Here is a 17338-nt window from a genome sequence, read left to right on the forward strand (position 1 = left end):
CCGGACCGCTGCACAGGCGTCGGCCACATCGCTCTCACCCCAGCGCAGGTGCAGTGCCTGGCGGTACGCCCGGCCATAGCCGGTGCTGCCCCGGTAGTTCAGGTCGGCCACGGCAAAGCCGCGTTGGGTCCAGTACTGGATGCGCGGGTCGAGCACCGGGTAGCAGGCCGATGTCGGGCCGCCGTGGATGAACACCACCAGCGGTGCGGCCCCCTGCGAACGGGCCGCCGGGTAGAAGAAACCATGCGCCTGCTCACCATCACTGGCGTAGTGGAACGCCTGCGGCAGGCTGACGTGGTCGGCTGGCAGCACTTCGGCCCCACCGGCCAGCACGCGAACTTCGTGGTTGCTGCGGTCGATGGCAATCACCGCTGGCGGGCTGATGGGCGAGGCGGCGATGGCATAGAGGTGGTCGCTGTCTATGGCCAGGTTGCGAAAGCGGGTGTAGGCACTGGCGAAGCGCTCGGTGCGGCCATCGGCCCCGCGCACCCCCAGTTGGCCGAAGCCGTTTTCGAACCAGCTGGCCAGGTAGCTGTGTGGGCCCAATGGCAACCAGGTGCAGGTCCCCAACTGCCAGGGGGCCGCCGCGTGGTCTGCCTGCTCGGCAGGCATCGCCTGCCACTGGCCATCAACTTCGCCCCAAGGTTGCCAGAACCCATTGCGGTCGGACAGGCAGTACAGCCGGCCTTCGCCATCGAAACGCGGCTGCTGCAGCGATTCCTCGGCAGCCGCCACGCACTGCGCGGGCAACCAGTGGCCACTGGCATCGCGCATGCGGCACATCAACCGGGTCACGGTCCATGGCTGGGCCGGGCGGTCCCATTCGATCCACGCCAGGCGCTGGCCGTCGCCACTCACCGTCGGTGCAGCATAGAAGTCGGCGCCTTCGGCAAGCACTTCGCAGCCGCCGTCGCTTAGCGCGACCAGGCGATGTTCGACCTGGCCGGCGTGGCGTTCTTCAACCGCCAGTACCTGGCCGTCGTGCCATTGCACATCGCCATAGCGGCAGTTGGCATTCTGCGTCAGGGCCCGCGGTTCCAGGTCGTCCAGCGGCTGGGTGTAGACCTGCTGGTCCTGCTCGTTGACGAACACCAACCCGTCGGCGCCCAGGCAGAAACTGCCACCGCCATACTCGTAGACCCGGCTGCGCACGCTGAAGCCATCCGGGGTCAGGCAGCGGGCTTGGCAGTACAACCAGTGCCAGATGCGGCAAGCCCCATCGGCGGGGCGGAATTCCAGCCAGAACAGCCCGTCGGCACTGACCTTGAGTTCGGCAAAGTCGGTGCCGGCGGCCACGGCCTGGGCCGCGCTGAATTCAGCCGCGGGCGATGACACGGGAGTTACGTTCATTGCGGAAGGTCATCTGTTCAATGGCGAGCTGGGCGCTTTCGGCCTCCTCGCGGGCCTTGAGAATGATGCCGTGGTCGGCCGACTTGGCGCACACCGGGTCGGCGTTGCGGGCGTCGCCGGTCAGCATGAAGGCCTGGCAGCGGCAGCCGCCGAAGTCCTTTTCCTTTTCGTCGCATGAGCGGCACGGTTCGCGCATCCACTCGTAGCCACGGAAGCGGTTGAAGCCGAACGACTCGTACCAGATGTGGTGCAGGTCGTGCTCACGCACATTAGGGAACTGCACCGGCAGCTGGCGGGCGCCATGGCAGGGCAGTGCGGTACCGTCAGGTGTGATGGTGAGGAACAGGTTGCCCCAGCCATTCATGCAGGCCTTGGGGCGCTCTTCGTAGTAATCCGGGGTGACGAAGATCAGCTTGCACGGGTTGCCTTCGGCCTTGAGTTTTGCGCGGTACTCGTTGGTGATGCGCTCGGCACGCTCCAATTGCGCGCGCGTTGGCAGCAGGCCAAGGCGGTTGAGGTGCGCCCAGCCATAGAACTGGCAGGTGGCAAGCTCGACGAAGTCGGCTTCCAGCGCGATGCACAGCTCGATGATGCGGTCGATCTTGTCGATGTTGTGCCGGTGGGTGACGAAGTTGAGCACCATCGGGTAGCCGTGGGCCTTCACTGCGCGGGCCATTTCCAGCTTTTGCGCAAAGGCCTTCTTCGAGCCGGCCAGCAGGTTGTTGACCTGCTCGTCGCTGGCCTGGAAGCTGATCTGGATATGGTCCAGGCCGGCCTCCTTGAATTCGGCGATGCGCGCCTCGTTCAGGCCAATGCCGGAGGTGATCAGGTTGGTGTAGTAACCCAGCCGACGGGCCTCGCCAATCAGCTCGGCCAGGTCCTGGCGCACCAGCGGCTCACCACCGGAAAAGCCGATTTGCGCGGCGCCCATCTGGCGTGCCTCGGCCATGACCTTGAACCACTGTTCGGTGTTCAGCTCCTGGCCCTGGGCGGCAAAGTCCAGCGGGTTGGAGCAGTACGGGCACTGCAGCGGGCAACGGTAGGTCAGCTCGGCCAGCAGCCACAGCGGCAAGCCCACAGCGGGCGTGGGCGGCAACTCAGGCGAGGACGATCCAGTGTTCGGCACGGGCTACCTCCATGAACTGCTCGATGTCCTCGGCTACCTGGGGCACGCCGGGAAATTGCTGTTCGAGTTCGTTGATGATCGCTGCAACATCGCGCTGGCCATCGATCAGCCCACCGATCAGGCTGGCGCTGTCATTGAGCTTGATCATGCCTTCAGGGTAGAGCAGCACATGGCCTTTCTGCGCCGGTTCGTACTGGAAGCGGTAGCCGGGGCGCCAGTTCGGCACTTGGTTACGGTCGAAACTCATAGGGTGATCCCCTTGTGCCACACCCGGTCCTGGGTGACGGAGTGATAGGGCGGGCGGTTCAGCTCGTAGGCCATGCTCATGGCGTCGAGCATGCTCCAGAGGATATCCAGCTTGAACTGCAGTATTTCCAGCATACGCTCCTGGCCTGCGCGGGTGGTGTAATGCTGCAGGGTAATGGCCAGGCCGTGCTCCACGTCACGCCGGGCCTGGCCCAGGCGGGTACGGAAGTACTCGTAGCCGGCCGGGTCGATCCACGGGTAGTGTTGCGGCCAGCTGTCCAGGCGCGACTGGTGGATTTGCGGGGCGAACAGTTCGGTCAGCGAGCTGCTGGCCGCTTCCTGCCAGCTGGCGCGGCGGGCGAAGTTGACGTAGGCGTCTACGGCAAAGCGCACGCCGGGCAGTACCAGCTCTTGCGAGCGCAACTGGTCGGGGTCCAGCCCCACCGCCTGGCCCAGGCGCAGCCAGGCCTCGATACCGCCGTCTTCGCCTGGGGCACCGTCGTGGTCGAGCAGGCGCTGTATCCACTCGCGGCGTACTTCGCGGTCGGGGCAGTTGGCCAGGATCGCGGCATCCTTCATGGGGATGTTGACCTGATAGTAGAAGCGGTTCGCGACCCAGCCCTGGATCTGCTCGCGGCTGGCCCGGCCCTGGTACATCGCCACATGATAGGGGTGATGGATATGGTAAAAGGCGCCCTTGGCGCGCAGGGCCTGCTCGAACTCGGCAGGGGACATCGGCAGTGCATCGCTCATTCGGCTGGCTCCTGTAAAACGCTTGACTGGCCTGGCAACTCACCCCTGTGGGAGCGGGCATGCCCGCTCCCACAGGGTTTCAGTGTCGTCTGGCCGTCTGTATTTACAACTCGATACTCATGCCGTCGAAGGCCACTTCCACGCCCCGGCGCAGTACTTCGGCGCGTTCGGGCGATGCTTCATCAAGTATCGGGTTGGTGTTGTTGATGTGGATAAGCACCTTGCGCTGGCGTGGGAAGCCATCGAGCACTTCCAGCATGCCGCCGGGGCCGTTCTGCGCCAGGTGACCCATCTCGCGCCCGGTGCGGGTACCAACGCCACGGCGCTGCATTTCATCGTCTTCCCACAAGGTGCCGTCGACCAGCAGGCAGTCGGCGCCGTGCATCATCGCCAGCAGCTTTTCATCGACCTGGCCCAGGCCAGGGGCGTAGAACAGCTTGCCGCCGGTACGGGTATCTTCGACCAGCAAGCCAAGGTTGTCGCCCGGGTGGGGGTCGAAGCGGTGCGGCGAGTAGGGCGGTGCGGCGCTGCGCAGCGGGAAGGGCGTGAAGCGCAGGTTGGGGCAGGCGTCGATCACAAAGCTGCCTTCGAGCTCGATGCGGTTCCACTGCAGCCCACCGTTCCAGTGGCTGAGCATGTTGAACAGCGGGAAGCCGGTGGTCAGGTCCTGGTGGACCATGTCGGTGCACCACACCTGGTGCGGGCAGCCTTCGCGCAGGCTGAGCAGCCCGGTGGTGTGGTCGATCTGGCTGTCCAGCAGCACGATGGCGTTGATGCCGGTATCGCGCAGGGCCCGGGCTGGCTGCATGGGCGCAAAGGCTTGCAGCTGCGCGCGAATGTCGGGCGAGGCATTGCACAGTACCCAGTGCACGCCGTCGTCGGACAGGGCGATGGACGACTGGGTGCGCGCCGTTGCGCGCAGGGTGCCGTCACGGTAACCCTTGCAGTTGACGCAATTGCAGTTCCACTGCGGGAACCCGCCACCGGCGGCGGAGCCGAGAACCTGGATATACATGGCCACTCTCTATGCTGTGCGAAATCCGTATCTTGGAAACGAAAACGCCCCGGCAGGCCGAGGCGTGGAACCGTAAGCCGGGCTTAGCGGTTAGCGAAGTACATGGTGACTTCGAAGCCGATACGCAGATCAGTGTAAGCAGGTTTGGTCCACATGGAGTTACTCCTTCCGGATGGGTTTTGGTTTGCTCAGCTACTACTTGGGTACCGCCATGCGCAGGAGGTTCCCAGAACTGGGATTGCGCTATCTTACAAGAAAAATTTGTACCGAAAGGTTAATTATTCGAAAAGTGCCATTGCACTTTGCGTAACAATCATGGGCTTTCGCCCTGCCAGGAAGTGTCTGGCGCGGCAGCGTTGGCCAGGCAAAGCCAGACAGCCCCCGTATCGAGCAGGTTGCTGAGCAACTGGTCCAGATCCGTCTGCCGCGTGTTCAGGATAGACCTGCGCAGGCCATCGAGCTGGCCTGGTTGTGTAGCCAGGTGTGTCTGCCATGCCCACTCGGTGACCTCCGCGTTGGCCATGGCCGGCTCGGCAAATTGCTCGGCCAAGGCCTGGCGAACCTCGGCGTCAAGGGTAACGCCCTGGCGCAGCAGGGCCGTCAGGTGGTCAAGGACCTGAACCTGGCCGGTGTGCGGAGACTGCACACCGAACAACAGGCCACCCACGCCCTCGATTTGGCGAAAGGCACTGAATACCGCGTAGCCCAGTTGCAGTTCCACCCGCAGCCTTCGGTACACCGGGCCTTGCAGTAATTGGGCGAGCAGGCGGCCGCAGGCTTCGTCTGCCGCAGGCAGTGGGCAAAACAGCAACAGGGCATGTTCACTGCCTGGGGCGCTAACGTGGTACCAGCGCTTGCTGGCCCAGCTGGGTGCCGGCGTAGGCCGCGCACCTTGGCCGGGGCACTGCTGCACGGCAACACCCAGCGCGCCCAGCGCCCTGGCGTCGAAACCCGTGGCCAAGCCTTGCCACTGCGATTGCTGCCACAGGCTTGCGAGGTGCTGCTGCCCCACCGAGCAATCCGGCGTTGTTTCAGGCAGGCCACCGGCTACCGCATCCGGCAGTTGCTGCAGCAACAGGCGGATGGGTATCAATGCCGGGAGCTGCGCGGGGCTGGCTTTCCAGCAGCTGGCAGGCGGTTCGCGCAGCAACCCCAAGGCCTGGTGCGTTGTGCGCAGCACCGCTGCTGGCAGCCCGGCGCAGCGCAACTGCCAGCAAGCGCCGGCACTGGTGAATTGCAGTTGCACCGAGGCGCGTTCACAGCGTTCCTGCAACGGCGCCAGGGCCTGTTCGAGCACCCGTTTCAGCGGCTGGCGCAAGGGCGAAGGCACCTGCCAGCGCAGGTACAGCGCCGCGTACTGGCGCGAGGCCGGGAGCTGGCCACTGATGGTCAGCGCCGCCGGCAGCGGCTGCGGGTTGGCATTGGGCAGTTCGGCGCTGAGCAACGGGTCGGCTGGCGGCAATTGCCAATGGCCGCGCTCGGCGCAGGGCAAATCATCAAGCAGCGCATCCAGCGCGTGCAGGCCTTGGGCATCCAGTTGGGCGAACGGCCGGCCTGCGCTGTCCCGGCGGGCCAGCTCCAGTGCGCTTGCGCTGTGCGCGCGGCTGCGCTGCAACGCACCGAACTGCTGGTTCAGCGAACGGCGGTCGGCTTGGCGCATGAAACTGAACCAGCCGTGCAGCAGGTCGCGGGCTTCGTCCGGGCAGGCGTTGGCACTGAGCTTGAGGTCGAGGTGCCACAGCAACTGACCGGCGAATGCATACAGTGTTTCAGCTTTGAAACTGTGCAGCCAGCCACGCTCACGCAGGGTGCCCAGCCAGGTCCCGGGGCGGCTGTCTTCAAGGCCGGTGGTCAGCAGCTCCAGCGCTTGCTCGGCGCCGTTTGGGAGTTGCTGGTGCGTGAACACCAGCGGGTTGGCCGCTGCCGACAGGCAGGGTGGCTGCGCCTGAGCCACAGGCTGCCCCGCAGCGAAAAGCCCGGCATGTTGGCGGCCGATTCGCTCCAGCTCATCCAGCGGTTGTGGGCCGCACAGGCTCAAGGTGATCTGCCCGCCCTGGTAGAAGCGCCGGTGAAAACCGCCGAGCGCTTGCTGGAAGCGCGGATCCTGCAGGGCCAGGGTGTAACGGTTGCCGGCATGGAATGCGCCCAGCGGATGGCCAGGCGCGGCCGCTTGCAGCAAGGCGAATTGCTGCTGGGCCTGCGGGTTGCGGGCCCAGGCGATGAACTCGGCATGAATCACCTCGCGTTCGCGGCGCTGGCGCTCGCTGCCCAGGTCGGGTTCGGCAAGCATCTGGCACAGGCGCTCGAGGCCGCCGGCCAAAGCACTGGGTGGCACTTCGAAGAAAAAGTCGGTAGTACGTTCGCGGGTGCTGGCGTTGACTTGGCCGCCGAGGGTTTGCACGTAGCGCATCAAGCCATCGTTCAGCGCAAAGCGGGAGGTACCGAGGAAGAACAGGTGTTCAAGAAAGTGCGCCAGGCCGGGCCATTTGGCGGGGGCATCGTGGCTGCCCGCGTGCACCCGCAGTGCGGCCGCCGAGCGCTTCAGGCGCGGGGCGTGGCGCAGGGTCAGCTGCAGGCCGTTGGCGAGGGTCAGGTGGCGGGTGGCGTCAGGCATGGGGGGCTCCGGTTGCTCGGTTTCCATGCTAACCCATTTGTTCCCAGGCCCGGCCCCTTCGCGGGCGAGCCCGCTCCCACAGGTACTGCACAGGGCTTGAGGTTCACGCGGTCGATGTGAAAGCGGCCCCCGTCAGCCTTGACGCAAGTGCAGCTCCTGGCGCAGATCGCTGAGGTAGGGGAAGGCCGCGCGCCCCTGCACCACCCGCTCATGCTCAAGTTCGGCCAGCAACAGGCATTCATCGTGCCCGGCCATCGCCAGCAGGCTGCCGTCCGGGCCGATGATGCTGCTTTGCCCGCAATACTGGATCTGCCCTTCTGCCCCGCAGTAGTTGGCATACACCAGATAACACTGGTTCTCCTGCGCCCGCGCCCGCACGGTCACCTGGCAGGTGAAATCGTAGGGCGCCATGTTCGCCGTTGGCACCAGAATCAGCTCGGCGCCGTCCAGTGCCAGACGCCGGGCGTTCTCCGGGAACTCGATGTCGTAGCAGATCAGCAGGCCGACCTTCCAGCCCTCCAGCTGTACCACCGGGAAGTGATCGGGGCCGGGGCTGAACATCGAACGGTCCAGTTCGCCGAACAAGTGGGTCTTGCGGTAGTTGCCCAGGCTGCGCCCATGGGCGTCGATCAACTGCACGCTGTTGTAGATCGCCCCGTCCTCGCCGCGCTCCGGGTAGCCGTAGACAATGGCGATGCGGTACGCCTGGGCGATTTCCACCACCGCCATGGCTGCCGGACCATCCGCCGCCTCGGCCAGGTGCTCCACCTGAGCCAGGCCGATGTTGTAGCCGCTGAGGAACATTTCCGGGCACACCAGCAACTGCGCGCCACGTTCAACTGCCAGCTGCGCCTGCTGGCGCAGCCGTTGCAGGTTGCCGGGTACATCCAGCGGCTGGGGATGGCCCTGGAACAGAGCAATGCGCATGTTGCCTCCTGCGTGTCAGTCGGCCAGGGCGACCGGGCCGATCTCGTCGAACACGTCGCCAGGGCCTGGGTTGTCGGGGTGGGTACGGCCACCGAAGTGGTTCATGATACCCCACACCGCATTCAGCGAAGTCTGCACCGCGCCCTCGACCCAGGCAGGTGTCCACGACACGTCGTCCCCGGCGATGAACATGCCGCGCTGTTCGGCGGGCATGTCCTGCTGCATGAAGTGCGCGTACATGCGCTGGTTGTACCGGTAGTGGCCCGGCAATGCACCCTTGAAGGCGCCGAGAAAGTACGGGTCGGCTTCCCAGGACACGGTGATCGGGTCGCCGATGATGTGCCCGGCAATGTCGGTTTTCGGGTAGATCTTCTTCAGCGCATCCAGGGCCAGTTGCACGCGCTTTTCCACCGGGTGCGGCAGCATCTTCAGCGCATCGCTCATCCACGCGTAGGACAGGCAGATGACCCCCGGTTTGTGGTCACCGTTATCGAACAGGTATGTGCCGCGGGTGAGGCGGTCGGTGAGGGTCATGCTCATCAGGTCGCGGCCGGTTTGCGGGTCTTTGTCTTTCCAGAACGGCCGGTCGACCATGACGAAGGTCTTCGAGGACTGCATGTAGCGGGTCCGGTCCAGGGCCATCCACATTTTTTGCGAGAACAGCGATTCCTCGCAGTCGATCTGCGTGGTCAGCAGCCAGGTCTGGCAGGTGGTGAGCACGGCACTGTAGTGGCGGGTGTCACCCCAGTTGTCGGTAACCGCCAGGCGCCCGTCGGCTGCGCGGGCGATACGTTTTACACCGGTACGCGGCGCGCCGCCGTGCAGTGCGCTAAGGCTGGTGCCCTGTGGCCAGTGCACGCAGCGCTCCGGTACATGGCGCCAGATACCTTGTGGCACCTGCTCAACGCCGCCGACTACCAGGTGCTGATGGTCGTCGCAGTTGGTCATGACCACGCGGAAAATTTCCAGCATCGAGTTGGGGAAGTCCGAGTCCCACCCGCCCGTGCCGAAGCCGACCTGGCCGAACACCTCGCGGTGCTGGAAGCTCAGCTTGGCGAACGAGCGCGAGGTGGCGACGAAGTCATAGAAGGTGCGGTCGTCCCACAGCGGTACCAGCTTGTTCCACAGCGCCTTCAGGCGGGTGACATCTCGGTCGCGGATGGCTTGCTGAATGTCGGAGAACTGGGCACCGCTTTCCAGCGCATCGGCCCAGGCGTCGGCCACTTCATGGAACAGTTGCGGCAGGTCGGCGGCCTTCTCGGCGTAGTAGGTCTGGCCCTCCAGGTCGATCACCGTACTGCCCGACGCCGGGGTCAGCGGGTTGGGGAAAGGCTTGGTTTCCAGGCCTAGCTTGTCCACATAGTGGTAGAAGGCAGTGGACGACACCGGGAAGCGCATGCCGCCGAGTTCGGCCACGATCCCGTCGGTGCCGTTGAAGGCTTGCGAGCGCAGCCGGCCGCCAAGCTTGGAGGCCTCGTAGACCACCGGCTTGAGGCCCAGCTTCATCAGTTCGTACGCCGCCACCAGGCCGGCGATGCCCGCACCTACGATGGCCACCTCTTCACCGTGGCGTTCAGCCGGGATACTGCCAAGGCCTGCCGGGTGTTCAAGCCAGTCGTCGAAAGCGAAGGGAAAGTCCGGGCCAAAGATGGTGATCGGCTTCTTGCCGTCGGCGGGGTGGCGGTTTTTCTTGTTCATGAAGTGACCTTGCCAGAGGGGCTGCGCGGGGAGCAGAGCCTGAGTATAGGAGATGCCTGGTGGTCATTTTAGGGACAGCGGAGTTCGTAATTAAGATGCAGAGTGTTGTCTTAATGTCGTTTTCTGAGTCGAAATCTATTACAAAAAACATATTATGACGAAAACTGGCCCGTTGTAGGAGCGGCCTTGTGTCGCGAAAGGGCCGCAAAGCGGCCCCAGCAACATCTGCTGTATGCACAAATCCTGGGGGCGCTTCGCACCCCTTTCGCGACACAAGGCCGCTCCTACAACGGGCTGCGTAGCACTTGCGATCCGGGTGATCAGATACGTCCTACACCCATGACTTGAGGTAAAGAATTACCCTACACCCGCTATAGCCCCGGTCTGGCTGCGCGGAAAATGTCTCAGGGTTAACTTCACCGGGTCGCCGTTCTAAGGGCGACTGGGTGTGAGAACCCATCATTCAACTTCGCACCAAGGCTTGTGTCATGGCAGCCGTGCGCGGGCAGGCTTTGGCCTGGCCGGATTTCCAAGTTGGCCGGTTCTCACCCCGTGCATGGCTGCCACCTATTTCCCGTGAGAAGGAGTTGGTAGGCAGTTTCCTCAAGGCTCAATTTGGGAATTGCATCATGAAACAGACGGATTCTGACCGACCCGAAAAACTCAAACCCACCGCCGAAAAGCCCTTCTGCAACTGCGAAGCCAGCCACCCGCCGCTCTTCGCCATCCGCCCCGGCATCGACGCCGCCGACGCCTTGGTCCACGCCTGCCTGCTAGCCCGTGGCCTCAACCAGATTGCCTCTGACTACGCGCAACACCACGCCCCCGAGCGAAGCCGTGACATTGTGTGGTCGATGCAGCATTCTGCCGAAAGCCTGTCGGCCATCCTCGATGGCCTGCTCGACGGTCAGGAAGCCTGACCGCCAGCCCCCTCACAGCGGCTGACCGCGGTCCACCTTGCTGCTGAGGATGATCGACGTGGTGGTTTTCTCCACCCCGTCGACACTGCCGATCTGGTCAAGCAACTGGTCCAGTTGCTCGGGTGAGTCCGTGCGCAGCCAAGCCACGTAGTCGAATTCGCCGCTTACCGCGCACAACTGCTGCACTTGGCCCATGGCACTCAAACGCCGCACCACGTCCTTGCCGGAGCGCGGTTGCACCTTGATCCCCACATACGCTTGCAGGCCGCCACCGATCACGCTTTGCCCAAGGCGCACGCCGTAACCGGCAATGACCTTGGTCTTCTCCAGCCGCTCCAGGCGCGAGTTGACCGTGGTACGGGCGATACCCAGCTGACGCGCGAGGTTGGCCACGCTTTCACGGGCGTTGATCTGCAGCAGGGCGATCAGCTGGCGATCGATTTCATCCAGGGTGATAAGGCGGGCATCCGACATGGCGAGTCTCTACGGTTGGCCCGCTAGCCTAGCCAGCCAATGCCGATCAGGGCAAGGCCAGCCGCTAGCGACGCGGCCCCTGTAGGAGCGGCCTTGTGTCGCGAAAGGACCGCAAAGCGGCCCCGGCACTGGCGGGCACCGCAAGGTTCGCTGGGCTGCAAACGGCAAAGGTAAGCGTAGTGGTGTACGAGTAATTGCTTTCTATCGCTCAAGTGGATCGCAACCATTATCCTATGGCGCGACGACGCACCAGGGGCTGACTGGGTCGGCTCACGTGCTCAGCGTGCTATCTGGTAACGGGTGCTGCGCCCGCTACCGGGCAGCCGCTCGATGCAGCCTTTTTCCAGCAGGTCGCTCAGATGGCGGGTCGCGGTGGCTTTGGATACCTTGGCCACGGCTTGGTACTGGGCTGCGCTGATACCGTTTTCAAAACCCCGTTCGCCGCCATCAAGCAGGCGGTTAAGCACTTTGACCTGCTCCGCCGATAGGGTTTGGCTGCGGTGCGCCTGCCAGAAGCGCGCCTTGACCAGCACTCGGTCGATACGAGCAAGAGCCTGCTCCAGGCTGTTGAGCAACGTCGTGAGAAACCATTGCAGCCAAGCAGTGATGTCCAGTGTGCTTTTCTGGCTGGCTTCAAGCATGCGGTAATAGCCTGCTCGATCATCAAGGATGCTTGCGGACAGGGCATAGAAGCGGATGGCTTGATGTTCGCCCTGGGCCAAGGCCAGATCGGTGATGGCGCGGGTGAGGCGACCATTGCCGTCATCGAAGGGGTGCAGGGTAACGAACCAGAAATGGGCGATGCCAGCGCGCAGAAAGGGGTCAAGGCTGGCATCGCTTCGGCTGCTTTCGAACCAGGCGAGAAAGTCCGCCAATTGCTCTTCCAGGCCCGCGCGGGGAGGGGCCTCGAAATGTACCGTAGGGCGGTCTATGCGACCGGAAACGACCTGCATCGGCTCTTCGCCGCGCAGTGTGCCGATGTGTAGCGGTCGAGCCAGCAGTTGGTCATCGGTGGGGAATAGCCAACGGTGCCAGGTGAAAAGTCGCTGCTCGTCTAGCGCTTGTTGATACAGGCAGGTGGCATCGAGCAGCAGTTCCGCCAGGCCTTCGGAACGTGAGGTGGTGCGACCCTCTTCGCTCAGCCCCAAGCGCCGCGCCAGTGATGAACGCACCGAACCGACATTCAGTTGCTCACCCTCGATGGCTGAAGAAGTGACGATGTTTTGAAGCATGGCATCCAGGCTGCTCTGCACTTCGGTGTCACTGCCCACCGCACCGAGCATTCCGAGCAAACGCCCCTGAGCGTGATTGCAAGCGCGCAGCAGCGGGGCAAGCGTTTCGCCTCGCCAGGTAAAGTGCGGCCAGTTGGGCTGCTGCCAGATCCAGCGCGGGTCATTCATGGGAGCGTTCATCTGTGAGCCGATTAGCGAGCCTATTCGGCTCATTCATTGAGCCGATAATGCCCAGCCCGTTTTGGGGCTTCGGCTTGCCAAGTGCCGGAAGGGGTTTTGACCATTGTTGCCATATGAAAAGGACTCCAAAGGCAGACTGGCTTACCAGTACTGTACCGATTTTGTACCTTTTGGCCATGGAGCCAATAGCGAGACCACTACCTCAGAAAGCATAAAGCCGCGCAGTGCGCGGCTTTTCAGTAGCTGGTGGGCCCACACGGACTCGAACCGTGGACCAAAGGATTATGAGTCCTCTGCTCTAACCGACTGAGCTATAGGCCCTCAGTAAGTGGCCGGATTATAACGAGGGTTTCGCACCTGTGCCATCTGAAAGATCCGATAGTGCTATGCGAAGGAACGAAGCGGCGAATTCCTCTGGCGGCAGTGGCAGGCTGACGATGTAGCCCTGGATCTGCTCGCAGCCTTCCGCTGCCAGGAAACGCTGCTGCGCCTGGTTTTCCACCCCTTCGGCAATGATGGTCAATTGCATGCTGCGGCCCAGCGCGATGATGGCCCGGGCGATGGCTGCATCGTGGGGGTCGTCAGGTAGGCCGCGGATGAACGACTTGTCGATCTTGAGGATATCCAGCGGCAGGCGCTTGAGGTAACTCAGCGATGAATAGCCCGTGCCGAAGTCGTCAATGGCCAACTGCACGCCCAGTTTCTTCAGCTGGTGGAGCACGACCAAGGCTTCTTCGGCCTGGCTCATGATGAAGTTCTCGGTAATTTCCAACTGCAGGTCGCCCGCCTTCAGGCCGTAGGTCTTGAGTAATTGCTCGATGCGCTTGGCCAGGCCGTGATGGCGCAATTGGGCGCCAGCCAGGTTGATCGAAAGCGGGCCGAACGCTTCATAGTCCCGCTTCCAGCGATGCATCTGCCGGCAGGCCTGCTCCAGTACCCAGTCACCCAACTGCAGGATGGTGCCGTTCTCTTCGGCCAGGTGGATGAAGTGCTCGGGCGGCACCTCACCGAAGGTCGGGTGGCTCCAGCGGATCAGCGCTTCGGCGCCGACCAGGCTCTGGGTCTTGAGGCTGAGCTTGGGCTGGAAGCACAGGCTCATTTCATTGCGCTCCACGGCGCGGCGCAGTTCATGCTCCAGGGCAATGCGTTCGCTGGCCTGGGCGGTGAGGTCGCGGGTGTAGGCTTCGACGCGGTTGCGGCCCTTGGCCTTGGAGCGGTACATGGCGGCATCGGCGTTGCGGATCAGCGTGGCGACGTCGCTGCCGTCTTGTGGATACAGGCTGATGCCAATGCTGGCGCTGGTGAAGAACTCGTGTTCGCCAGCCTGGAACGGTGCGTTGAAGCAAGCCAGCAGCTTGTTGGCGATGGAGCTGGCGTCGCTGGGCTTGTGCAGGCCGGGCAGCAGGATGATGAACTCGTCGCCGCCCAGGCGGGCCACGGTGTCGACGTCACGTACCTGCTCTTTCAGGCGCTGTGCGATACCTTTGAGCAGCAGGTCGCCGACCGGGTGGCCGAGGCTGTCGTTGATGTGCTTGAAGCGGTCAAGGTCAAGGAACAGCACCGCACCCTGGCGGTTGGACACCTGCGCACAGGCCAGTGCAGCCTGTAGGCGGTTCTCGAACAAGGCGCGGTTGGGCAGGCCGGTCAGTGGGTCGTGGTGGGCTTGGTAGTCGAGTTTGGCCTGGGCATGTTTGAGGCTGGAAATATCAGCGAACACCGCGACGAAATGGGTGATTTCGCGCTCGGTGTTGCGCACCGCGCTGATGGTCAGCCAGCTGGGGTACAGCTCCCCGCTCTTGCGTTTGTTGAAGATCTCGCCTTGCCAGTGGCCTTCAGCGGTCAACTGGTGCCACATGGCGGCGTAGAAGGCACTGTCGTGCTGGCCGGAGGCGAGCAGGCGCGGGGTTTGGCCGAGGGCTTCGATTTCGCTGTAGCCGGTAATCTCGCTGAACGCACGGTTGACCGCGCTGATGCGCTGGTCGATGTCGGTAATCAGTACGCCCTCGGCAGTGTTCTCGAATACCGTGGCGGCCAGTTGCAGTTTTTCCTGCATGAGGTGGCGTTCGGTGATGTCGCGGGCGATGGTCAGCATGCAGTCGATCCCGGCAATCGGCAGTGGCCTCGCCGAGAGTTCGCACAAGCGGATTTGCCCGTCGCTGCGGCGAATGTGGCAGGTGAAATCACGCACGAAGCCGTCGCGGTTCAACTGGTCGACCAGGCGTTTGCGCTCGTTGAGGTCGACCCAGATGCCAAGGTCCAGCGACGTCTGGTCGATGGTCGGGTTCAGATCGTAGCCGGTCAGGCGGCAGAAGCCTTCGTTCACCTCCAGCAGCAAGCCGTCACTCTGGCGCGACAGCAGCAGCCCATCGGGTGAGGCATGGAAGGCCTTGGCGAATTTTTCTTCAGAGGTTTGCAGTTGCTGCTGGGTTTCCTTGAGCTGGCTGATGTCGCGTACCGCTACTACCAACGCCGGGGTGCCGTCGAGCTCGAAGGTTTCCGCCGAGGTCAGGCCGGTAAACAATTGGCCATTGCTGCGGCGGAAGGTCATTTCCAGGTTGCGGATACCGCCTTGGTGCAGGCGCTCCAGCACCCGTGGTCCGCTGCCTTCTACGCCCCACAGGTTGAGCTCGGTAGCGGTGCGGCCGATCACCTGGTCCGGCGCCAGGCCGATCTGTTCCTCGAACGCCTCGTTCACCTCCAGCAGGCAGCCATCGCTGTGGCGCGCGATAAGCAGGATGTCGGGGCATTGCTGGAACACCGAGGCGAACTTTTGCTCGGACAACCGCAGGGCGTCCTCGGTGCGCTTGGTTTCGCTGATGTCGATCATCAGGCCGCGCATCACGGGGTGGTGGCCATGTTCGATCATGCTGACGATGTTGCGTACCCAAAGCGCTTGGCCGTCGGCGCGGATGACTCGGTAATCGAGGCTGTGGTCGCGCCCAGCGGCGGTTTCGCTGTCGCAGTACGCCTGGGCCCACAGGGCATCTTCCGGGTGCAGTATGCTGCGCCAGAAGCCCGGTTTCAGCCAGTCGGTCAGCGGGTAGCCGAGCAGGCCCTCGGCGTGGGGTGACACATAGCTGTAGGTATAGTCGTTCGCGTCGGCTTCCCAGGCAATGGCTGAAAGGCTTTCGACCAGCCCACGGTAGTGGTATTCGCTGCTGCGCAGCTCCTGCTCCAGGGCAATGCGGCGGGAAATTTCCGAGCTGAGCCGGCGGTTGATGCGGATGACAATGGCCAGTACGCCCATCAGGAACAGCACGGTTGGCAGGCCGTACACCAGCAAGTCGGACCAGAACATCCGCTGGTCGACCACATTGCCCACCCAGCGCTGCTGGATCTCGCTGATTTCGCCGCTGCTCATGTCGGCCAGCACTTTGTCGAGAATGCCGACCAGTACGGGATTGTTGCGCGGCACGGCCATGGCCAGTTGATAGCGATAGGGCGTTTCACCGCTGACATACAGGCCATCGAGCTTCAGCTGGCGCAGGCTCCAGATACTCGACGCCAGGTCTCCGACCACAGCATCCACCTGGTCGGTGGCCAGTGCCTGCAGTGCCGAGCTGACGTTAGGCAGTGCCACCAGGTTGAGGTCTGGGTGGTGGGTGCGCAGCAACTCATGTGGCGCATAATTTTCGACCACGGCAATTTTCAGCCCATACAGGTCTTTCAGGTCGCGCGGTTGAGCGCCGCCCTTGTGGGCGAGGATCACGATGGGAAAGTCCAGGTATGGCCGGGTGAAGGACAGGTAGGCCTGGCGTTCTGGCGTCGACATGATGCCGGGCAGTAAGTCGATTCGTTTTTCGCGTGCCTGTGCCAATACCTCGGTCCAGTTACTGGGCTCGACCGGTTTCAGTGTCACGCCCAGGCGTTGCTGGATCTTGGCGATGTAATCGGCGGCCAATCCCTGGTAGCGGCCCTCCTGGTCGCGAAACTCGAACGGCGGCCAGGAGGCATCTACGCCCAGGCTCAGCTGCGGGTGGGCAGCCAGCCAGGCTTGCTCCTCGTCTGTCAGGGTAAGGGCGCCGGCCGTTGTGCTCCAGACAATCAGGATCAGCAACAGGATGGCCGGCTTCAGGGGCATGACGGCCTCGCTTTCAGGTGGTCTGAAGTCGAGTGTAGACGGGCATTGCTGCTGATGTGGGGAAGAACAAGAGGCCTTTTGTCAGATAGAACAGGGCCTTGCGCCAATGCCGGGGCGGCGTGGTGTATGGCACCGGCTTTGCCGGTGTTCGCGGCTGAAGCCGCTATCACAGGGGATCGCAAATGCCCCCGGCCTGGCCTTAATGCGAGTCAGTTAAGAAATTTGGGGTCGCTTTGCGACCCTTCGCGGGCACGCCCGCTCCCACAGGGGATCGCGCATTTCTTGAGTGGGAGCGGGCGTGCCCGCGAAGGGCTGCAAAGCAGCCCCAGTAACGCTTAACTGACAGGCATTAGGCCTGGGCCGGGGTTTGTTCGTCACTCGTCGAGGAAGGAGCGCAGGTGCTCGCTGCGCGTCGGGTGGCGCAATTTGCGCAACGCCTTGGCTTCGATCTGACGGATCCGCTCACGGGTCACGTCAAACTGCTTGCCTACCTCTTCAAGGGTATGGTCGGTGTTCATGTCGATACCGAAACGCATGCGCAGCACCTTGGCTTCGCGTGCGGTCAGGCCCGAGAGCACGTCACGGGTAGCTTCTTTCAGGCTCTCGACCGTGGCTACATCGATCGGGGACTGCATGGTCGAGTCCTCGATGAAGTCGCCCAGGTGCGAGTCTTCGTCGTCACCGATCGGGGTTTCCATGGAAATCGGCTCTTTGGCGATTTT

The 17338-nt window shown here is 63.3% G+C and carries 14 protein-coding genes and 1 tRNA gene; 1 reads left to right on the top strand and 14 read right to left on the bottom strand.

Features of this window, described 5'->3' with window-relative positions:
• The 9 genes from APH30_RS19160 to APH30_RS19195 all read right to left on the bottom strand — a co-directional run.
• The coding region (locus tag APH30_RS19160) for a prolyl oligopeptidase family serine peptidase (RefSeq protein ID WP_054913461.1) at positions 1–1350 on the bottom strand (1350 nt) is incomplete at its 3' end.
• Entirely contained in the window at positions 1316–2476 is a 1161-nt protein-coding gene (gene pqqE / locus APH30_RS19165) for a pyrroloquinoline quinone biosynthesis protein PqqE (protein ID WP_029888064.1), read from the bottom strand. The genes pqqE and APH30_RS19160, both read right to left, overlap by 35 nt.
• Positions 2448–2723, bottom strand: coding sequence for a pyrroloquinoline quinone biosynthesis peptide chaperone PqqD (gene pqqD, locus APH30_RS19170; RefSeq protein WP_009682813.1), 276 nt, complete (start codon positions 2721–2723; stop codon positions 2448–2450). Before pqqD ends, pqqE begins: the two co-directional genes overlap by 29 nt.
• The gene (gene pqqC, locus APH30_RS19175) at positions 2720–3475 is read right to left on the bottom strand and encodes a pyrroloquinoline-quinone synthase PqqC (RefSeq protein WP_009682812.1); all 756 of its coding nucleotides are present in this window, start codon (positions 3473–3475) and stop codon (positions 2720–2722) included. The genes pqqD and pqqC overlap by 4 nt, the downstream gene beginning before the upstream one ends.
• Positions 3476–3578: 103 nt before the next feature.
• Complete coding sequence (gene pqqB, locus APH30_RS19180; RefSeq protein WP_054913456.1) at positions 3579–4490, bottom strand: pyrroloquinoline quinone biosynthesis protein PqqB; 912 nt, start codon at positions 4488–4490, stop codon at positions 3579–3581.
• A gap of 83 nt (positions 4491–4573) precedes the next feature.
• Positions 4574–4645, bottom strand: coding sequence for a pyrroloquinoline quinone precursor peptide PqqA (pqqA, locus tag APH30_RS28190; RefSeq protein WP_003243383.1), 72 nt, complete (start codon positions 4643–4645; stop codon positions 4574–4576).
• A gap of 158 nt (positions 4646–4803) precedes the next feature.
• A complete protein-coding gene (gene pqqF / locus APH30_RS19185; RefSeq protein WP_054913457.1) occupies positions 4804–7104 on the bottom strand; it encodes a pyrroloquinoline quinone biosynthesis protein PqqF in 2301 nt (766 codons plus the stop codon).
• 132 nt (positions 7105–7236) lie between these two features.
• Positions 7237–8031, bottom strand: coding sequence for a carbon-nitrogen hydrolase family protein (locus APH30_RS19190; protein WP_054904258.1), 795 nt, complete (start codon positions 8029–8031; stop codon positions 7237–7239).
• 15 nt (positions 8032–8046) lie between these two features.
• The gene (locus APH30_RS19195) at positions 8047–9729 is read right to left on the bottom strand and encodes an NAD(P)/FAD-dependent oxidoreductase (protein WP_054913458.1); all 1683 of its coding nucleotides are present in this window, start codon (positions 9727–9729) and stop codon (positions 8047–8049) included.
• Positions 9730–10217: 488 nt separating this feature from the next.
• On the opposite strand from APH30_RS19195, the gene APH30_RS19200 reads away from it, so the two are divergent.
• Positions 10218–10649 carry a hypothetical protein gene (locus APH30_RS19200; protein ID WP_009682807.1) on the top strand — a complete coding sequence of 144 codons (432 nt, stop codon included), beginning with the start codon at positions 10218–10220 and terminating at the stop codon, positions 10647–10649.
• A gap of 12 nt (positions 10650–10661) precedes the next feature.
• On the opposite strand, the gene APH30_RS19205 is transcribed toward APH30_RS19200, so the two are convergent.
• From APH30_RS19205 to APH30_RS19225, 5 genes are all read right to left on the bottom strand, one after another.
• Positions 10662–11123: an Lrp/AsnC family transcriptional regulator gene (locus APH30_RS19205; RefSeq protein ID WP_029887892.1), complete on the bottom strand. Its 462-nt coding sequence runs from the start codon at positions 11121–11123 to the stop codon at positions 10662–10664.
• 278 nt (positions 11124–11401) lie between these two features.
• Positions 11402–12523, bottom strand: coding sequence for a Fic family protein (locus APH30_RS19210; protein WP_054913459.1), 1122 nt, complete (start codon positions 12521–12523; stop codon positions 11402–11404).
• Positions 12524–12779: 256 nt separating this feature from the next.
• Positions 12780–12856: transfer RNA gene (locus APH30_RS19215), tRNA-Ile, on the bottom strand.
• 16 nt (positions 12857–12872) lie between these two features.
• Positions 12873–16616: a bifunctional diguanylate cyclase/phosphodiesterase gene (locus tag APH30_RS19220; protein ID WP_054913460.1), complete on the bottom strand. Its 3744-nt coding sequence runs from the start codon at positions 16614–16616 to the stop codon at positions 12873–12875.
• 374 nt (positions 16617–16990) lie between these two features.
• A partial coding sequence (locus APH30_RS19225; protein WP_156326570.1) for a sigma-70 family RNA polymerase sigma factor occupies positions 16991–17338 on the bottom strand: 348 nt, incomplete at its 5' end.

This window comes from Pseudomonas sp. NBRC 111127, assembly GCF_001320345.1.
Lineage (GTDB): Bacteria > Pseudomonadota > Gammaproteobacteria > Pseudomonadales > Pseudomonadaceae > Aquipseudomonas > Aquipseudomonas juntendi.